Below are 18003 nucleotides of genomic sequence, written 5' to 3' on the forward strand. Positions count from 1 at the left end.
AACAGTGCTGTTAGCATGAGCCAGCGCTGTTATCGTCAAATAGAACGATTATTTTGAGATAACCTGCAGGCATCTTCTGGTGTGTCAACGTCGAAGAGCACACCATGATCGTCAACATCGATATAATCAACTCGTTCGCTATGTTTGCCAATAATGTGCTTACCGCCAACATCCGATGTTAGTGCCGCTAATTCGCTAAAAAAATCAGAACCAAAACATACAGGGTGACCTGGTTTGCCTTGATATACAGGTCGTACAATGCGGTGTTGGTTAGCGTAACGGCTAATTTTGCTGATGGTTTGTGGCTTTATCAATGGCATGTCGGCTAAACAAATAAGCACCGCCTCGATACCCTCTTGTCTATCCTTTGCTCTAGGTTGTTGAAGTGTTATTACGTGTTTTACTGCTGCAGCGATTGACGCGCCTTGGCCACGATATTGATCTTCTACTGCAACACACTGTACAGGGAGAGTGGCTAGAGTCTCTAATAGGACATCATCATGTTGACGATGTACTACAATAATATTGGCTTGGCTTCGCACGATATTATTAAGTGTGCGTAGTAAAAGTGGAGGCTGGCCATAAAAACGCTTATCTGCTCCAAAACGCTTAGAGAAGCCAGCAGCAAGGACGATAGAATATATCATGAGTTATCCCTTATAACTCGCTTTTGGCAATGCCACGCTGACAGCGAAGTACGTCGGCCATAATCGCAATGGCAATTTCCATAGGTGTTTTGCTGCCGATATTTAAACCAATAGGTGCATGTAGTCGAGTTAATGCTTGTTCGCTTACCTGACAAATTCGTTGCAGACGTTCAATGCGTGCTTGCGTGGTGCGAATCGAGCCCATAGCACCAATATAAAAGGCATCGCTATTAAAGGCCTCCATTAGCGCAACATCATCCAGTCTAGGATCGTGCGCTAGCGCTAATACCGCAGTATTGGCATTTGCATACTGCTCTACAAAGTTGTCTGGCGATGCCCAATAGATTGGTGAGCCATCGTCGTTATCATTCAAGTGCCAGCTATTGGCCAAGTCTTTTCGCATGTCACACACTTTTACGTCGTAACCACTTTGTATGCCAAGGCGCGCAACATGTTCGCTGACTGAGCCTACGCCAATGATAAGCAGCTGCAATATTTGCTGATAATGACAGGTAACTGTGGTTTCAGTTTTTTCAACAGTCGTGCTTAGCCGTTGTTGGTTGGTAGAATCACTTACTTGTCGTGTTTGTGTAGACAATTTAACACTGCGGTGCAGAGCTTGTTTGGCATTAACTAATGCCAGCCATTGGCTAAAGTGAGCAAAATTTTCTGTCGTTGGTAAAACGTACTCGATAAGTAATTCGATCGTCCCACCACACGGCAACTCACGGACAATATGCTCATCTTGTAAATGTTTGCCATATGTAAAAAGTTGATTTTGCTTGGTGAAATGATTTTCACTTAACATTTTTACAAAACCATCTTCAAGACAACCGCCTGAAATTGAACCATAACGCTTTTCACCATCGGTTATAAAAATTGAACCGATAGGGCGAGGTGCACTGCCGTAGGTATTAATAATAGTGCACAACCAAAAGGGCTGGTTCATTTCGATAAATTGTTGCGCTGCTGTTAAAACGCTAACATCGGGTAATTGCATGCCGGTAATATATTATGATTCATCTAAACAATAGCTAACCACTATGTGCTAAGTACGTGATGAAGGCAACTAATAGACTGTATCTGAGTATGTCTATGGAACTAAACCCGATGTACTGAATCGCGCTCAAGGTTAGTTTTGTTAATGTTTAGTCGAAAAAAAGCCCGCTAATTTAGCGGGCGACAACAATAAGAGTTGATAGTAGGAAGTTAAATAATCCAGGAACAACAAAATATTAAAAGTGATGCTGCTGAGATGGGCGCTATTCTATGGACAGCCATAAAACCTGACAAACGAAAATTTCTGAGTTTTCAGATAAAAAAAACTAATGGATTAACGCTTTGTTAAAAGCATGTTTTGTTATGGTAATGATGCATAGCCAAAACCTTAAATAATCGCCATTTTGTTAATGTTTTATTAAAGTTCGAGTCTACTTATAGGTGACTTGATAATGAATAAAATTGTTGTGAAACAGTGTTTTGCCGTTTTAAACATCAATTGTTACAAGATATGTGTTTTTCACAATAAAAAATAGCCATGCTGACTTGAGTGCGCAGTTATATTTAACGTAATATATGACTTTAACATTCAACTCGGCAATTAAGATTGCATGCCATGAATAATAACAATAATGCATTTCACTATCAGTTAAGAGTATTTTATGAAGATACTGATGCAGGTGGTATTGTCTATTATGCGAACTATTTAAAGTTTGCAGAGCGGGCCCGTACCGAGTGGCTGCGCCACTTAGGAATTAACCAATCGTATTTTCTTGAACAAAACTTAGCATTTGTAGTCAGAAAAGTGGAAATGGATAATAAAGCCTCAGCCAAGTTGGATGATCTGCTTACCATTAAAACGACAATTTCTCAGTTAAAAAAGGCAAGTTTGGTATTTGAGCAAACGATCTGTAATCAACATGGAGATGAGTTGTGTCATGTTACCGTGCTTATTGCCAGTGTTAACTTAGTCAAAGCCAAGCCTTGTCCCATACCAAAATCCATAGTAGGAGCATTAAGTAGTGCACGCTGAACTTTCATTCTTTGATTTATTTTTACAAGCCAGTCTCCTTGTTAAGGCCGTGATGCTGTGTCTCTTGGGACTGTCGGTTGCATCATGGACCATGATTATTCAACGCTCTAAGGCTTTAAATAAAGCTCGGTTAAACGCCGCGACGTTTGAAGATAAGTTTTGGTCAGGTGCAGATCTGAGTCAATTATATAAAGAGATCAATCAACGCGGTAACAGCCACGGATTAGAAAATTTATTTGTTGCTGGCTTTAAAGAATTTGCACGTATTCGCAAAAACCCGGGTGTATCGAGTGAAGCCGTAGTGGATGGTACACATCGTGCTATGCGCGTCGCTTTATCAAGAGAAGTTGATGGTTTAGAAACACACTTATCATTTCTTGCGACGGTAGGTTCGATAAGTCCATATATTGGCTTGTTTGGTACCGTTTGGGGGATCATGAACTCATTCATTGCCTTGGGCTCTGTGCAGCAGGCAACCTTGTCAATGGTGGCTCCGGGTATTGCTGAAGCCCTAGTTGCCACAGCCATGGGCCTTTTTGCAGCAATCCCAGCAGTCATGGCGTTTAACCGTTTTTCACATTCTGTTGAGAAACTTGAAAACAGCTACGGCAACTTTATGGAAGAGTTTTCCAGTATCTTGCAGCGCCAGTCAGCTGTATTAGATCAGCAAAAAGCTCAGTAACGGAGAGTATTTACCATGTACGTTCGTGCAAAGCGTAAACGCGTCGCCGAAATCAACGTTGTACCCTATATCGACGTAATGCTGGTGTTGTTGATTATTTTTATGGTAACGGCACCATTGATCACCCAAGGGGTTAAGGTTGACTTACCTAAGGCTGAGGCTGAGAGTTTATCTGAAGATTCTAAACCACCGCTAGTGGCTAGTGTTGATGCCAGTGGCAATTTTTATCTTAACGTCGGTGATAGTAAATCAGAGCCGTTGTCGCCTGATGAACTAGCGACATTGGTTAGAGCAAGATTGGTGGTTGACCCTCAAACTCCTGTCGTCGTTAATGGTGACGGTAATGTTTCTTATAATGCGGTGGTGCAGTTGATGGTACTGCTACAGCAAGCGGGTGTGCCTTCAGTAGGGCTTATGACAGAATCTCCGGAGGCGTAGCGGTGATAGCGCTAATCAAAACCTTAATCGGCCGTTGCGTCAATAAGTGTATGGGGATATTCACTTATTTGCCTGATGGTAAAACGCTAAGGCAAGACTATGTGATCGCCTTGGTTGCAGCCTTGCTTGTGCATGTTATTATGGCGATGGTGTTAATGGCAAACGCGGACTTTTCACCAAAACCAAAGCCACAACCCAAACCGCAGATGCAAGTTATTGATGCGGTTGTTGTCGATGCTAGCAAGTTACAACAACAGGTTGATAAGCTGCGTCAACAAAAGGCAGCAGCAAAGGCGAGAGAAGATAAGCGAATTGCTGAGTTGGAACAGCGTGCAGAGCAAGCGCGCAAACAACGCCAACAAGAGGCTGAGCGAATAAAGCGGTTAGAGCAACAGCGCAAACGTACTGAAGCTGAGAAGCAACGTGCTGATGCCGCTCGTAAAAAAGCCGAAGATGCGGCAAAACGAGCTAAAGCAAATGCGGCTGCTGAAGAGCAAGCGCGCCGACAAAAAGAACGCGAGCGGCAAGCCGCAGAAAAGGCTGCCGCTGAAGCCAAAGCCAAGCGATTACGTGAAGAAGAAGCGGCCAGAAAAGCCGAAGAAGAGCGTCGTCGTAAAAAGCTAGAAGAAGAGAAACGTAAAAAAGAAGCCGCTGAGCGAGCAGAGCAACAACGTTTGTTAGAGCAACAGATGCTTGAAGAAATGCAGCGCCGTCAATCAGCACGTAGCCAACAAGTAATGAATGAAGTCGACAAGTACAGTGCACTTATCACTCAAGCGATTGCTCGTAACTTTATCAAAGATGAAGCGAGTATGCGTGGTAAGTCATGTAGAGTACGCATTAAACTGGCGAGCAGTGGCTTTGTGATAAGTGCCAACGCTGTTGATGGTGATAGAGCTGTTTGTCAAGAAGCGGTAAAAGCGGTCAATAAAGCGGGTACACTGCCTGTATCATCTGATCCTGCAGTATTCTCGAAATTAGAAAATATTATTGTAACTTACGCACCAGAGTTTTAAATAAAGGAATAGCACGTTAAATATGATGTTTAAAAAAATAACTTTTACCTTAGTGTTATCGTTGTTGGCGGTATTCAAAGCCAATGCTGAATTAGAGCTAGTGATTACTGGTGGTGTAAATACAGCAAGGCCCGTTGCGGTGTTGCCATTTGCGTACCAAGGTGAGCAACCACTACCACAAAATGTATCGCAAATTATTGCTCAAGATTTATTGCGCAGCGGTAAGTTCAACCCGATTAGCACCAGTAGTATGCCACAAGCGCCAAGCTCTGTTGCCGATGTTGATTACCAAGCTTGGGCCGATTTAGGTGTTGAAGCTTTGATCATGGGCGAGGTAGAACAGGCAAGTGATGGTCGTTATTTGATCTCATTTAAACTGGTTGATGTGATCCGCGGGCAAATGACTGGCGGTGAGGGCAAAGCTTTGCAAAATGGTCAACTAGTGCAAAGCGACGATCATGTGCTAATCGACTCAAAACCAACGCAATACATTCCTGCATCGTTACTACGCGCTAAAGCCCATCAAATTTCCGATGCGGTATATGAAAAACTGACCGGTACACGCGGTGCATTTTTAACGAAAATTGCTTATGTTATTGTTCGTGACTCGGGTGAAAAGCCATATCAATTAGTTATGGCCGATTACGATGGCTACAACGAACAAGTGCTGTTGAGCTCACCTGAACCACTAATGTCGCCATCGTGGTCGCCAGACGGTACTAAGCTAGCTTATGTAACATTTGAACAGCGTCAAGCACAGATATACATTCAAGATATCTATACCGCAGAACGTCAATTGGTTGCCAGTTATAAGGGCATTAACGGCGCGCCTCGTTGGTCACCTGATGGTAAGCATATGGCCATGGTACTATCAAAAGATGGTAACCCTGAAGTTTATGTGATGAACTTAGCAACCAAGTCATTACGTAGAATAACTCGCCATCGTGCTATTGATACTGAACCGAACTGGACACCTGATGGTAAGTCATTGATTTTTACCTCTGAACGGGGTGGTAAACCGCAGTTATATCGCGTAAATTTAGCCGATGGTAAGCTGGGGCGTCTAACCTTTGATGGAGAAATGAATTTAGGTGGTTCAATATCACCTGATGGCAGTCAATTGGTGATGGTTAACCGAACACAAGGGCAATACCACTTAGCTAAACAAGAGTTAGCGGGTTATGGGCAAGTCCAAGTGTTGACTAAAACTCGTTTGGATGAATCACCAAGCATTGCCCCAAATGGCGGCATGATAATTTACAGTACTCTGCACGGTAATCGTCAGGTATTGGCACTAGTGTCTATGGATGGTCGCTTTAAGGCTAGATTGCCAGCAAAAAATGGTCAGGTTAAAGCACCAGCTTGGTCACCATTTTTATAAAAATAAAGTTTAAGAATAACAACTATCTATTAAGGAAAAATAATGCGTTTAAATAAATTAGTTAAAAGTATGGCAGTAGCGCTTCCGTTATTCACGCTTGCAGCATGTTCATCAAACGATGCTCAAGATGCAGAAGCAGCAGAAATCGCAGCAAAACAAGAAGCTGCAAAAGTACAAGCTGAAAAAGAACGTGCCCGTGCTGAAGCTGCTGCACAAGCTGCGAAGCTTGAGCAAATTAAGCAAGAAGAAAAAGCCAAGCTTGCTGCTTCTAACACCATTTATTTTGACTTTGATACATCTAAGTTAGATGCGTCAGTGATCACAACCCTTGATATGCATGCTGCTTACTTAGTACAAAACAACAATGTTAAAGTGCTGATTGAAGGTCATGCAGATGAACGCGGTACACCAGAGTACAATATTGCTCTAGGTGAACGTCGTGCTCAAGCTGTACAAAAGTACCTTGAAAATTCAGGTGTATTAACATCTCAAATTGAAACTGTTTCATATGGTGAAGAAAAGCCAGCGGTAAATGATCGTAGCGAACAAGCGTTTGCTAAAAACCGTCGTGCTGTATTGGTATACTAATCTGTCGTAGGATATTTGATGAAATCGTATAAACTGTTATTAAGTTTAGCGGTTGCAGCCAGTGCCCCAGTCGCACTTGCTGCGCAGCCCGCACCGGTGCTTGATATTAATAATGAGCAACCATTAACCGCCGATGCAACACCGCCAGCGGACGTTGAAACGCTGCAACGTATGTTGCAATCTCGTAATCGTGCACTTATCGACATGCAACGCCATATTGATGAGTTACAAACCGAAGTGAGTGAGTTGCGTGGTATTACGGAAGAACAGGCTTATACCATTAATCAAATCTTACAGCGTCAACGTGAACTATACCGAGAGATAGATCGTCGTATGGCTAACTTAAAGGCGCCAACACAGCCTGTTACCACAACCGGATCTAATCCAACTACGGATTACTCTGCTAACTTAACTGAAAATCAGGCCTATGATAGGGCTGTTAATTTAGTGCTTAAAGAAAAGCAGTATGATCAAGCGATCGCCGAGTTTAAAAACTTCACGCAAAAATACCCAAATTCGAGTTATGCAGCGAATGCTCATTATTGGTTAGGTCAGCTGTTATTTAACAAAGGAGAACTAGACAGTGCGCAAAATGAATTTAACATCGTTATTAATAACTATGAAAATTCCAGTAAGCGCAGTGATGCAATGTTAAAGCTTGGTATGGTTGCACAAAAGCGTGGCAATACTGCTCAGGCGCAAATTATGTATGAGCGGGTGATATCTGAATACGCAGGTTCTTCTGCTGCACAATTGGCGAAAGCACGTTTAGCCAGTCTATAATATGCAAAGAGCACCAATGTGGTAATAATTAGCGAAAGGCTTATTGTATACAAATAAGCCTTTTTTGATTTTAGGGCAAAATAAACACGCTAAAGCTTGTTGAGAATTGATTGTAAATCGCTCTGTTTGTTGTTAATTTGCGCGCTTGAACGATTTTTTTTTAAAATATAAAAATTGTTGTTGCACTTAAAATTATTATCAGTATTATATGCCCCGCGTTGAGGCGCTAAGCCTCTCGTAACAAGATGTCGGTCGTTAGCTCAGTTGGTAGAGCAGTTGGCTTTTAACCAATTTGTCGAAGGTTCAAATCCTTCACGACCGACCACTTTCTCAAAACCAATGTGAGAGAGTGAATTATCTTATATGTCGGTCGTTAGCTCAGTTGGTAGAGCAGTTGGCTTTTAACCAATTTGTCGAAGGTTCAAATCCTTCACGACCGACCACTTTCTTTTTAGGAAGTTTGTTAGCGCGAAAGCCAAGGCTTTTAACCGTTAACGCAATCTTGGTCGAAGATGAAAATCATCACCAAGCGCTTTCTCAAAGCCAATACGAGAAAGTGAACAATCTATATGTCGGTCGTTAGCTCAGTTGGTAGAGCAGTTGGCTTTTAACCAATTTGTCGAAGGTTCAAATCCTTCACGACCGACCACTTTCTCTCGTTAGAAAGTGAACAAACTATATGTCGGTCGTTAGCTCAGTTGGTAGAGCAGTTGGCTTTTAACCAATTTGTCGAAGGTTCAAATCCTTCACGACCGACCACTTTCTTTTAGGAAGTGACTGTTAGCGATAAAGCCAATGCTTTTAACCGTTAACGCAATCTTGGTCGAAGGTAAATATCATCACCAAGCACTTTCTCTAAACCAATATGAGAAAGTGAACAATCTTATATCGGTCGTTAGCTCAGTTGGTAGAGCAGTTGGCTTTTAACCAATTTGTCGAAGGTTCAAATCCTTCACGACCGACCACTTTCTTTTAGGAAGTGACTGTTAGCGATAAAGCCAAGGCTTTTAACCGTTAACGCAATCTTGGTCGAGGGTAAACATCATCGCCAAGCGCTTTCTCAAACCAATACAAGAAAGTGAACAATCTTATATATCGGTCGTTAGCTCAGTTGGTAGAGCAGTTGGCTTTTAACCAATTTGTCGAAGGTTCAAATCCTTCACGACCGACCACTTTCTTTTAGGAAGTGAATGTTAGCGATAAAGCCAAGCTCTTAACCGTTAACGCAATTTTGGTCGAAGGTAAACATCATCGCCAAGCGCTTTCTCAAACCAATACAAGAAAGTGAACAATCTTATATATCGGTCGTTAGCTCAGTTGGTAGAGCAGTTGGCTTTTAACCAATTTGTCGAAGGTTCAAATCCTTCACGACCGACCACTCTCTTAAATCCCTTATTTATCTTTCGCGTCTAATTAAAGCCAAGGCTTTTAACCGTTAACGCTATATCCTAGATTTAAGCGCTTTAATACCGACTAATTTTTTGATCACATTTTTATGCGTTTCACTTTGACGAAAGCCAAAGGATTTTCTGCGCTACTGGCTACGCTTAGATAACGCATTCTTCACGTCATAAAAATTGTTTGCACATAAATTTGTTTGGCTTTTAGGTATTACCGATAATTTTTGCGTATTTTACTGGCTGTTTACTATAGTAAAATCAACAGTACAAGCATGGTAATGATAACGAATGAAATATTGGCTTTGGGCGTTTTACATTGTGCTAGCGTTAGTTGCACCTAACGCTCTTGCTGAGCCAGAACCGACAAATCCAGAGCAACACACGCCCGATCCGTTAACCAGCCTTTATATGATACGAATTGACAGCATCAATAAAGATGCATTCGAGAAGGCGTTGATCGATCATATGCAGTTCCGCGCTAAGCAAAATGAGCAAAATAATTGGCAGGTGTATACACAAGTTATTGGTGAGGATCTTAATATGTATATGCTGCGTTCGTGCTGTACTAACTGGGATAAAATCGAAGAGCATAATGCATGGGCGGTAATGAGTAATACGGCGCAGCATTGGCGCGATAACGTCAGCCAATATGTTGTTGATTCGGCTCGCTACTTTAGCCGTATTGATCGAGATAACAGTCATTGGGACAGCAGTAAAGTTTATAAATACTTTGGTGTGGAGTCTTTGACGGTTGCGCCTGGTAAAGGGTTTGCGGCAAGAGCAGGCATTAAAGCGATAAGCGCCGCTGCAAAGCAAATGCAGTGGCCCGACTCATGGGCGTGGCATACGCGTATTGGTGGAGAAGCGCAAATTCAGTTGGTGTTTGGCTATGATTCATACGCAGATATGATGCCACCAGAGAAAAACTTTTATCAGCGACTTAGTGAGCACTTAACAAGTGAACAAGCAGCGCAAGCTATGATAAGTGAATATAAATCGGCGTTTTTAAGTTCGAACTATGCGATTTACGTGTATCGAAAAGGCTTGTCATCGCCGGAGTAGCGCAGTTAACTCAAATTAAAGCGCAACGGCTAAGATGCTTTGATATTTATATCAACAAAGCTAGGTGACGCGAGAGGCTCCTAATAGCCCCTAAAAGCTTGTGCATTGCGTTGTTAATGCTCGACAGTACTGTCAGTCATGTAACGCTAAGTTAGGCTCGCAGGGGCCTTGGTTGATTATTTCCGGGTGCTATTAGTACGTATCCACAACTGTTCAAGGCTGGCATAGAACAAACCGCCAATCGCGCCCCACATATGTGCGTCGATGGCAACCCGAGCATTAATTAATTGTTCAACATCGTTGCTTGCACCAAATACCTGCTCATAAACTATCTTTGCCAGCACACCAAACAGTAATAAATAGCCTGTCTTCCAACCTTTTTTTATGTCTTTGATTGTGCCCCACACAAATATCCCATGTAAAACACCTGACAATCCGACATAACGTTGCATATCAACATCGAAGTAGAAAATGCCGACGCTACATATTATGGCTGAGACACTAAATGCAAATAAAAAGGTATGCATTTTATAGTGATCTCCATGTAACGCCCAAAGCATGGTTAAGCCAGCAAGATTTAACAGTAAATGGTTGTCATTGGTGTGCACTAGGTGAGCCGTAAACAATCGCCAAAACTCACCCGCAGTAATTAATGCGCGATCATAAATAAGGTGATCACTGATACTGCTGGGCAAAAAGAACACAAAGGTGGCGCAAATGAAAATAATGAGCGGAAGCAATAAGGCGTCACGGCTCCATGGTAGAGACAACTTCAACATAGCAACTGATTAACTTATAATGATTTTTGTTTTCTGGATAACGCCAAGCCGAGGGCGAAGACGTATGAGCCGACAGTATTGCACAAGGTGCGAGCGACCGCTAGTGACTTGTATTTGTGACTGTATTAGACCGATTGATAACCAAGTGGAAATTTGTTTTCTACAACACCCAAGTGAGTCGAAACAAGCCAAGGGCAGTGTCAAGTTAGCACACCTGTGCCTAAACAAAAGCCGTATTATTGTCGGTGAAAACTTCACTAACAACGATGAGTTAAATCAAATGCTACAACGCCCTCGTCAGCAAGCGTATTTATTGTACCCAAGTGAGTCGGCTACGGTAGCGACGCCAATGGCAGCGAAGTTACAAGCGAATACGTTGTTAATTGTGCTTGATGGGACCTGGAAGAAGGCATATAAAATGTTGCAATTGTCAAAAAATGTCCAAGCACTTCCGCGTTTGACCCTAGATAAACAAATCAAAAGTCAGTATGTTATTCGTAAACATCATAAACCTACGGATGTATCTTCGCTAGAAGCATGTGCTCATGCATTAGCGATATTAGAGCATAATCAAATGCGCTATCAGCCGTTATTTGATGCGTTTGCTCAGTTCAACAAACAACAGATACTATTACAGCAACAATATCAACGTTAAGGATTTCGTTTTGTCATCACATTTATCTTCTTTAGTGTTTTGCTGCACATTATTTATTGCCGGCTGCTCCCTCGATTCTCAGGCTATTCGTGAAGATCGCGAACCCGAGGCAGCAACAGGTCTTAATCAACAACAATTGCAACAGGGCAACCGTTATATGGTGGCTGCCGCTAACCCCTATGCCAGTCAAGCGGGTTATAATGTGCTCGCTAAAGGTGGCAGTGCGGTTGATGCAGCCATCGCTGTACAATTGGTACTAACGTTAGTCGAGCCACAATCGTCAGGTATTGGTGGTGGGGCATTTTTGTTGCATTACAACAAGCAAAATAACAATATCATCGCTTTTGACGGTCGAGAAACGGCACCTGCAAAGGCAAGCCAAGAGATGTTTTTAAATGCTGATGGCACACCCGTTCGCTGGATAGATGCCGTTGTTGGCGGTCGCAGTGTTGGTGTACCAGGCGTATTAAAAGCGCTCGAAGATGCGCACCAAAAATTTGGTAAATTAGCATGGTCTGAGCTTTTTGATGATGCCATCGCATTAGCCGAAAATGGCTTTATCGTTTCTCCTCGCCTAGCAATGCTAGTGGCAAAAGACTTCAATCCTGGGGTAAAAGCACTGGATAATAGCCGAGCCTACTTTTTCCCCAATGGCCAGCCCTTGCAACAGGGCACGCTATTAAAAAACCCAAAACTTGCTCGTGTTTATCGCGATATTGCAAAACATGGTAGCGAGGTGTTTTATAAGGGGTGGATAGCCGAGCGTATGGTTGACGCGGTTAACAATAGCTCTATTGCGCCAGGTCATCTTAGTATGGGTGATTTAACTGCGTACCAAGCAAAACAAACAGCCGCAGTGTGTGCCTCTTACAAGGTATATGAGCTTTGTGGCATGCCCGCACCAAGCTCTGGTGGCATTGCTGTTATTCAAATACTCAAGCAGTTAGAACAACACAACCTTGATCAATTGCCAGTTATGTCGGAGCAGGCCGTTCACTTGTTCACGCAAAGCTCGCGATTGGCGTTTGCCGATCGCAATCATTATATTGCAGATCCTGATTTTGTTAGCGTACCAACAGAGCAAATGCTGGATAACCGCTATTTAACGGAACGAGGTAAACTCATTAAAGATGTGGACATGGGTTTTGCAGGACCTGGTACTTTTACTTTACTCGCTCGTGGTGCAGATAACGCTATTGAAATGCCATCTACTTCTCACATTGCCATTGTTGATGCACAAGGTAATGCCGTATCCATGACCACCAGTATCGAAATGGCGTTTGGCTCTGCAGTCATGGTTGAAGGCTTTTTATTAAATAATCAACTTACCGACTTTTCCTTAGCGCCAATGAGGGACGGCAAACCCGTCGCCAATCGTTTGCAACCGTTAAAGCGGCCGCGCAGTTCAATGGCACCGATGATGGTATTAAACGAAGACGATAGTTTACGTTTAGTGGTTGGTTCGCCTGGAGGGAGTCGCATTATTAATTACGTGGCGCAGACGTTAATTGGTGTTTTGGATTGGCAACTTGATATTCAGGCTGCGATTGATTTACCGAAAGTGACCAATCGCAATGATGTAACCACTCTTGAGAGAGGTACGTCTGTTGAAGCATTGCGCAGCGCCCTTGAACAGCGTGGGCATAAAGTGGCTATTCGAGACTTAAATAGCGGTATCCATGGTATTGAAGTTTTTCCAGAGGTACTGCGCGGCGGTGCAGATCCGCGCCGTGAAGGCAAGGTGCTTAGTAATTAAGGTTTCTCACCCAAAGCAAAGTAACGCTCACTGGAGATATATCACAAAATGTAAACGTGAGCCTTTTCAACTATTACAAGTAGTTAGCTAACTGTATTTAATGCTTGTCACGCTTGGGAGTTGCAGTTGTAGAGGCAACGGTTATGCATTGGTAATTCAGTCAAACAGATTGTTAATGGGATATCAGTATCAGAGAATGTCATGTTCTATACTGTGTGGGCAAGTTAGCTGACCGGATACACTTATGAATACCCTACGCCTTTGTTTTATGACTCTGTCATTTGCCTTTCTTACAACGCTTATGGCATGTAGTCAAACTCAAGAGGAAACTGGACCACCACCGTGTGATACCCGCGATTTAGATAAATTAACGGCGCAAGTCAAAGAGTTCATTTGGGGTAAAGATGTGCCATCTTTTAATAATGGTGACTGGTATATAAGTGCACTGACTAACTTGTTGCAAAAATATCAAAGCGTCAAACAGGGGAATTTGTTTACCTTACTTAAACTTCGCAGTGATGTGAATGAACTTGAACAAAGCCTGCAAAACTTATTGAAATTGAGTAAGCAACATAAAACTCAAGTGGAAACGTTTGCCTGCCTTGCTAATGACAACGATTGGTCAAAAGCACGTGAAGACGTCGAAGGCATCACGACTTTGCTCGGTAAGTTAAAAGATTTACAAAGGTTATTGATTAAATAAACGATATCTTTTTTCAGCGCTTAATAGATACGGAATCTCGCAAGATTAACGTTGGTTCGAACACCTGCTTAATGTCCGTTGCCGCTTGTCCATAAATGTCGCGCAGTACCATCCGGGTAACTGAACGCCCCATGTCGGCAATTGGGTTGTGAATGGTGGTTAAACGCGGGTATAGATAATTAGCAAACATAACGTCATCAAAGCCAATGATAGATAGCTCTTCAGGTAAGCGAAAGCCGTGCTCTCTAGCACATTTCATGGCACCGGATGCCATTTCATCATTACCACAGGCCACAGCTGAGAACTCACGCTTTTGCTTTAAAAAATGGCTTAGCCCCTCAACACCACCTGTTTCTTGGAAGTCGCCGTAAAATACGGATGTCTCATCAAAGGCAATATTATGTTCAGCAAGTGCTTGTTTGTGGCCTTGTAAGCGTTGCTTGGCATCATCTTTATATTCAGGACCAGAAATATAAACGATATCTTTATGGCCTTGATTAATTAGGGCCTTAGTTGCCAGGTAGCCGCCGTGTTTATTATCAAGGCTAACACAATGGTCAGTAAGCTGGTCGATGTAGCGAGAAACAATATAAATGGGGGTTTTACTTTGTGAAAGGGTAATGAGGTATTCATCGCTAAGCGCTTCACTGTGAACGATAATGGCATCACAACTACGAGAAACCAGAAACTCGATGCCTTCTTTTTCGCTGGCTTCGTTACTGTGGCCTGTTGTGATGATAACGTGTTTACCTGCAGCACGGCACTCTGCTTCTATACCCGACATCATTGAGCCGAAAAAAGGACCGTGTAATTCGGCAACCATGACGCCGATACTGCTGCTACGGTTTGATGCTAACGAACGCGCTATCGAATTGGGGCGATAGCCTAATTGCTCCATTGCCTGTAAGACTTTATCGCGAGTTTTTTCACTTACCTTCGCGTTTTTATTCATAACTCGCGAAACGGTTGCAAGCGATACGCCAGCAAGCTTGGAAACTTCGTAAATCGTTGCCATTTTTACTCCCTGTTGTTTTTATGTCACACCGTATGAGTGAGGCCTTATTAAAACGCGGCTATTAAAAGCCGCGTTTATTATTGCCACACATCTTGATGGTTGGCTCAGGTGTTCACACTGCAAGAGCAAATATCGAGTAGATTAAGTTAATGCCAATCTATCACTCGTTTTGCTCAGGCTATGCGCTCGGTCTTATTATATTGCCAACGATGCGAACAAAAACAAAGGAGATCAGCGGTTACTTATTAACTCACTGTACGCCAAGCCACTTGCTTTAACGGTACGCTGTTGTGTTTGATAATCGACATACACAATACCAAAACGTTTTAAGTAGCCTTCAGCCCATTCAAAGTTGTCCATTAAACTCCAGGCAAAATAGCCTTTAATGTCAACACCTTGTTCGATAGCATCATTCACAGCGTTTAAATGTAACTGATAATATTCTAAACGGTCTTGATCGTCTACCTTGCCATTAATAAACTTATCCGGCATCGCTGCGCCGTTTTCAGTAATGTACACGGGTGGCAAATCATATAAACCGTTCAATTGGAGTAGTACATCGGTAAATGACGATGGATAAATTTCCCAACCCATATCGGTGCGTGGCGCAGGTGCGTCCAATTGTTCGAAAACATTATCGGCATCCGCTCGATAAATCGCACGTGTATAGAAGTTGATACCAAGAAAATCTAACGATTCACCAATAATATCCATATCACCTTCGTGAATGTCAGGTCGGTGGGCTTCGGGTAAGGTGTTAATAATTTCAGGGTAGCATTTATCAAAGATAGGCTTGATGTACCATTGATTAAAGTATTGATCTGCATAATCAGCAGCGTACTTGTCAGCATCGCTATCGGTTTCGCTATAGCATGGGGTAAAGTTTAGAACGATACCGTTCATGGTTTCAGGCGAGTTCTTACGTAACACTTGCATACCAAGACCATGGGCAAGTAATAAGTGGTGTGCTGATTTACGGCCAAACTCTTTACCGACAATACCCGGTGCGTGAATACCAATTTCATAACCTAAATATGACGAACAGAACGGTTCATTTAAGGTTGCGTAACTATGGACTTTGCCTTTAAATGCTTGCGTAATCGCATCGACGTACTCAGCAAATGCGTATGCAGTTTGGCGATTTAACCAACCACCTTGATCTTCAAGGTATTGTGGTAGGTCCCAGTGATATAGGGTAACAAACGCTTTAATGTTACGTGCTTTGAGGGCATCTAAAATGTTGATATAAAAATCGACACCTTGTTGATTCAATGTACCATCTTCGTTCATTACGCGAGGCCATGAAATCGACAATCTGTAGGCATCCACCCCGAGCGAGTCAATCAGTTCAATATCGTCTTGCCAACGATTGAAGTGATCGCAAGCAACATGACCATTTGAGCCATCGGCAATCGTTCCTTCGGTGGCACAAAACGTATCCCAAATACACGGTAGGCGCTGTTCATAGCCGCCTTCAATTTGGAACGATGCCGTTGCTACACCATAGACGAATGATTTATCTAACATTTTAGATTGTGCAGGTAGCGAAAGCTTACTCATAAGGTGATGTCCTTTCGATAATTCAATAAAGTTTGATTCAAAATAGTATAAAACGCTTTGTAAAATAGGTTGCTATTACTGTTAAAATTTATTTTAATAAGGGGATTTTGAAAGCGCTTTCATTAGCTGCAAAGGTTATTCGTTATTTGCCTACAACGCAACTAAATTTTATATAAGTATGTTGTTTGGAGTGGGCGCACAAGTTTTATTGCCGAAGGATTTAGGAGAAATTATGGCGACTACAGCCCCTGGCACAACAGCAAGTATTAGCAGTGGTGGTAATGTTGATTACCGTTTTGCACTGACGTCATTAACATCACTATTCTTTATGTGGGGCTTTATCACATGTCTAAATGACATCTTGATCCCGCATTTAAAAGGGATATTCGATCTATCGTACACCCAAGCAATGCTGGTTCAGTTTTGTTTCTTCGGTGCCTACTTTATTGTTTCATTACCAGCCGGTAACCTTGTCAAAAAGGTTGGCTATCAACGTGGTATCGTAACCGGTTTAATCATTGCCGCTATCGGTTGTTTGATTTTTTATCCAGCTGCAACGTTACATAGCTACCCAGTGTTTTTATTTGCACTGTTTGTATTAGCATCAGGTATCACCATTTTACAAGTCTCTGCAAACCCTTATGTGAGCTGTTTAGGTCGTCCAGAAACGGCATCTTCACGCTTAACCTTAACGCAAGCGTTTAATTCGTTAGGTACAACTGTGGCACCATTCTTTGGCGCTTACTTAATCCTAAATGAAACGGCATTAGCGATGGCAACAGCGCAAGAAAAAGCTGCATCGGTACAAATGCCATACGTATTACTTGCCGCTATGTTACTGGGCTTAGCAGCGCTATTTGCTTGGTTAAAATTACCTAAAATCGAAGAGCAACAAGCAGAAGACTCTACATCAAACGCTGTTGGTAGCGCATGGGGATACTCTCACTTAGTACTTGGTGCGGTTGGTATCTTCGTTTATGTAGGTGCTGAAGTTGCAATCGGTAGCTTCTTAGTTAATTACTTCCATGAATTAAACATTGCAGGCCTAGAAACTGAGTCGCAAGCGGCAAAATACATCGCTTATTACTGGGGTGGTGCTATGGTTGGCCGTTTTGTTGGTGGTCTGGCAATGCAAAAAATTGCAGCGGGTAAAGCTCTTGCATTTAACTCATTCGCTGTAATGGCGTTGATTTTAGTGACCATTTCAACAACAGGTGAAGTTGCTATGTGGTCAATATTATTGGTTGGCTTATTCAACTCAATCATGTTCCCAACTATTTTCTCTCTTGCGGTAACGGGTCTTGGTCAGCACACATCTCAAGGTTCGGGCATCTTATGTCTAGCCATTGTTGGTGGCGCAATCGTACCTGTATTGCAGGGTCTATTAGCAGATAGCATTGGCGTGCAAATGTCATTCATTCTGCCAATTTTCTGTTACGCTTTTATTGCATACTATGGCTTAGTGGGTTCAAAACCACGCCAAATTATTGAACAAAACTAAAGGAA

General features: G+C 42.5%; 17 protein-coding genes and 7 tRNA genes. 19 read left to right on the top strand and 5 right to left on the bottom strand.

Annotated features, from left to right (window positions below; translation table 11 throughout):
• Positions 1 to 35: 35 nt before the first annotated feature.
• A complete protein-coding gene (locus tag ACAX20_RS05195) occupies positions 36 to 647 on the bottom strand; it encodes an NTP transferase domain-containing protein (RefSeq protein WP_371189062.1) in 612 nt (203 codons plus the stop codon).
• A 10-nt stretch (positions 648 to 657) separates the two neighbouring features.
• Positions 658 to 1647: an XdhC family protein gene (locus ACAX20_RS05200; protein ID WP_371189064.1), complete on the bottom strand. Its 990-nt coding sequence runs from the start codon at positions 1645 to 1647 to the stop codon at positions 658 to 660.
• Positions 1648 to 2262: 615 nt separating this feature from the next.
• On the opposite strand from ACAX20_RS05200, the gene ybgC reads away from it, so the two are divergent.
• From ybgC to ACAX20_RS05275, 15 genes are all read left to right on the top strand, one after another.
• Positions 2263 to 2679 (top strand): tol-pal system-associated acyl-CoA thioesterase, encoded by a 417-nt coding sequence (gene ybgC / locus ACAX20_RS05205; RefSeq protein WP_371189066.1) that lies wholly within the window; start codon positions 2263 to 2265, stop codon positions 2677 to 2679.
• Entirely contained in the window at positions 2669 to 3361 is a 693-nt protein-coding gene (gene tolQ / locus ACAX20_RS05210; protein ID WP_371189068.1) for a protein TolQ, read from the top strand. Before ybgC ends, tolQ begins: the two co-directional genes overlap by 11 nt.
• A gap of 15 nt (positions 3362 to 3376) precedes the next feature.
• Complete coding sequence (gene tolR / locus ACAX20_RS05215; protein ID WP_371189069.1) at positions 3377 to 3799, top strand: protein TolR; 423 nt, start codon at positions 3377 to 3379, stop codon at positions 3797 to 3799.
• 2 nt (positions 3800 to 3801) lie between these two features.
• Entirely contained in the window at positions 3802 to 4815 is a 1014-nt protein-coding gene (gene tolA / locus ACAX20_RS05220; protein ID WP_371189071.1) for a cell envelope integrity protein TolA, read from the top strand.
• A gap of 25 nt (positions 4816 to 4840) precedes the next feature.
• The gene (gene tolB / locus ACAX20_RS05225; RefSeq protein ID WP_371189586.1) at positions 4841 to 6196 is read left to right on the top strand and encodes a Tol-Pal system beta propeller repeat protein TolB; all 1356 of its coding nucleotides are present in this window, start codon (positions 4841 to 4843) and stop codon (positions 6194 to 6196) included.
• A 42-nt stretch (positions 6197 to 6238) separates the two neighbouring features.
• The gene (pal, locus tag ACAX20_RS05230) at positions 6239 to 6784 is read left to right on the top strand and encodes a peptidoglycan-associated lipoprotein Pal (protein WP_371189072.1); all 546 of its coding nucleotides are present in this window, start codon (positions 6239 to 6241) and stop codon (positions 6782 to 6784) included.
• Between the two features lie 18 nt (positions 6785 to 6802).
• The gene (gene ybgF, locus ACAX20_RS05235) at positions 6803 to 7567 is read left to right on the top strand and encodes a tol-pal system protein YbgF (protein ID WP_371189074.1); all 765 of its coding nucleotides are present in this window, start codon (positions 6803 to 6805) and stop codon (positions 7565 to 7567) included.
• 249 nt (positions 7568 to 7816) lie between these two features.
• Positions 7817 to 7892: transfer RNA gene (locus tag ACAX20_RS05240), tRNA-Lys, on the top strand.
• A 42-nt stretch (positions 7893 to 7934) separates the two neighbouring features.
• Positions 7935 to 8010, top strand: a tRNA-Lys gene (locus tag ACAX20_RS05245).
• A gap of 130 nt (positions 8011 to 8140) precedes the next feature.
• A tRNA-Lys gene (locus ACAX20_RS05250) sits at positions 8141 to 8216 on the top strand.
• Positions 8217 to 8250: 34 nt separating this feature from the next.
• Positions 8251 to 8326: transfer RNA gene (locus ACAX20_RS05255), tRNA-Lys, on the top strand.
• A gap of 130 nt (positions 8327 to 8456) precedes the next feature.
• Positions 8457 to 8532 (top strand) — tRNA-Lys (locus ACAX20_RS05260).
• Between the two features lie 131 nt (positions 8533 to 8663).
• Positions 8664 to 8739: transfer RNA gene (locus ACAX20_RS05265), tRNA-Lys, on the top strand.
• A 130-nt stretch (positions 8740 to 8869) separates the two neighbouring features.
• Positions 8870 to 8945, top strand: a tRNA-Lys gene (locus ACAX20_RS05270).
• Positions 8946 to 9255: 310 nt separating this feature from the next.
• Positions 9256 to 10029, top strand: a complete 774-nt coding sequence (locus ACAX20_RS05275; RefSeq protein ID WP_371189076.1) for a hypothetical protein — start codon at positions 9256 to 9258, stop codon at positions 10027 to 10029.
• A 176-nt stretch (positions 10030 to 10205) separates the two neighbouring features.
• On the opposite strand, the gene rrtA is transcribed toward ACAX20_RS05275, so the two are convergent.
• On the bottom strand, positions 10206 to 10808 hold the full coding sequence (gene rrtA / locus ACAX20_RS05280) for a rhombosortase (RefSeq protein ID WP_371189078.1): 603 nt from the start codon (positions 10806 to 10808) through the stop codon (positions 10206 to 10208).
• A 64-nt stretch (positions 10809 to 10872) separates the two neighbouring features.
• Between rrtA and ACAX20_RS05285 the strand changes: the two genes are divergently transcribed.
• The 3 genes from ACAX20_RS05285 (at position 10873) to ACAX20_RS05295 (ending at position 13922) form a co-directional block, all read left to right on the top strand.
• Positions 10873 to 11463 carry a tRNA-uridine aminocarboxypropyltransferase gene (locus ACAX20_RS05285; RefSeq protein ID WP_371189080.1) on the top strand — a complete coding sequence of 197 codons (591 nt, stop codon included), beginning with the start codon at positions 10873 to 10875 and terminating at the stop codon, positions 11461 to 11463.
• 10 nt (positions 11464 to 11473) lie between these two features.
• The gene (gene ggt / locus ACAX20_RS05290) at positions 11474 to 13219 is read left to right on the top strand and encodes a gamma-glutamyltransferase (protein WP_371189082.1); all 1746 of its coding nucleotides are present in this window, start codon (positions 11474 to 11476) and stop codon (positions 13217 to 13219) included.
• A gap of 244 nt (positions 13220 to 13463) precedes the next feature.
• Positions 13464 to 13922 carry a hypothetical protein gene (locus tag ACAX20_RS05295; RefSeq protein WP_371189084.1) on the top strand — a complete coding sequence of 153 codons (459 nt, stop codon included), beginning with the start codon at positions 13464 to 13466 and terminating at the stop codon, positions 13920 to 13922.
• Between the two features lie 13 nt (positions 13923 to 13935).
• On the opposite strand, the gene ACAX20_RS05300 is transcribed toward ACAX20_RS05295, so the two are convergent.
• The gene (locus tag ACAX20_RS05300) at positions 13936 to 14937 is read right to left on the bottom strand and encodes a LacI family DNA-binding transcriptional regulator (RefSeq protein ID WP_371189086.1); all 1002 of its coding nucleotides are present in this window, start codon (positions 14935 to 14937) and stop codon (positions 13936 to 13938) included.
• Positions 14938 to 15168: 231 nt separating this feature from the next.
• Entirely contained in the window at positions 15169 to 16497 is a 1329-nt protein-coding gene (locus ACAX20_RS05305) for a GH1 family beta-glucosidase (protein ID WP_371189088.1), read from the bottom strand.
• 232 nt (positions 16498 to 16729) lie between these two features.
• Between ACAX20_RS05305 and ACAX20_RS05310 the strand changes: the two genes are divergently transcribed.
• A complete protein-coding gene (locus tag ACAX20_RS05310; protein WP_371189090.1) occupies positions 16730 to 17998 on the top strand; it encodes a sugar MFS transporter in 1269 nt (422 codons plus the stop codon).
• Positions 17999 to 18003 lie beyond the last annotated feature (5 nt).

The sequence above is a fragment of the Thalassotalea sp. Sam97 genome (assembly GCF_041379765.1).
Classification (GTDB): domain Bacteria; phylum Pseudomonadota; class Gammaproteobacteria; order Enterobacterales; family Alteromonadaceae; genus Thalassotalea_A; species Thalassotalea_A maritima.

Coding starts and splice junctions, on each gene's coding strand:
- ACAX20_RS05285 (WP_371189080.1), top strand. CDS start 10,873: ATGAGCCGACAGTATTGCACAAGGTGCGAGCGACCGCTAGTGACTTGT.
- ybgF (WP_371189074.1), top strand. CDS start 6,803: ATGAAATCGTATAAACTGTTATTAAGTTTAGCGGTTGCAGCCAGTGCC.
- ACAX20_RS05200 (WP_371189064.1), bottom strand. CDS start 1,647: ATGCAATTACCCGATGTTAGCGTTTTAACAGCAGCGCAACAATTTATC.
- tolB (WP_371189586.1), top strand. CDS start 4,841: ATGTTTAAAAAAATAACTTTTACCTTAGTGTTATCGTTGTTGGCGGTA.
- tolR (WP_371189069.1), top strand. CDS start 3,377: ATGTACGTTCGTGCAAAGCGTAAACGCGTCGCCGAAATCAACGTTGTA.
- ACAX20_RS05300 (WP_371189086.1), bottom strand. CDS start 14,937: ATGGCAACGATTTACGAAGTTTCCAAGCTTGCTGGCGTATCGCTTGCA.
- ACAX20_RS05275 (WP_371189076.1), top strand. CDS start 9,256: ATGAAATATTGGCTTTGGGCGTTTTACATTGTGCTAGCGTTAGTTGCA.
- ACAX20_RS05305 (WP_371189088.1), bottom strand. CDS start 16,497: ATGAGTAAGCTTTCGCTACCTGCACAATCTAAAATGTTAGATAAATCA.
- rrtA (WP_371189078.1), bottom strand. CDS start 10,808: ATGTTGAAGTTGTCTCTACCATGGAGCCGTGACGCCTTATTGCTTCCG.
- ACAX20_RS05195 (WP_371189062.1), bottom strand. CDS start 647: ATGATATATTCTATCGTCCTTGCTGCTGGCTTCTCTAAGCGTTTTGGA.
- ybgC (WP_371189066.1), top strand. CDS start 2,263: ATGAATAATAACAATAATGCATTTCACTATCAGTTAAGAGTATTTTAT.
- pal (WP_371189072.1), top strand. CDS start 6,239: ATGCGTTTAAATAAATTAGTTAAAAGTATGGCAGTAGCGCTTCCGTTA.
- ACAX20_RS05295 (WP_371189084.1), top strand. CDS start 13,464: ATGAATACCCTACGCCTTTGTTTTATGACTCTGTCATTTGCCTTTCTT.
- ACAX20_RS05310 (WP_371189090.1), top strand. CDS start 16,730: ATGGCGACTACAGCCCCTGGCACAACAGCAAGTATTAGCAGTGGTGGT.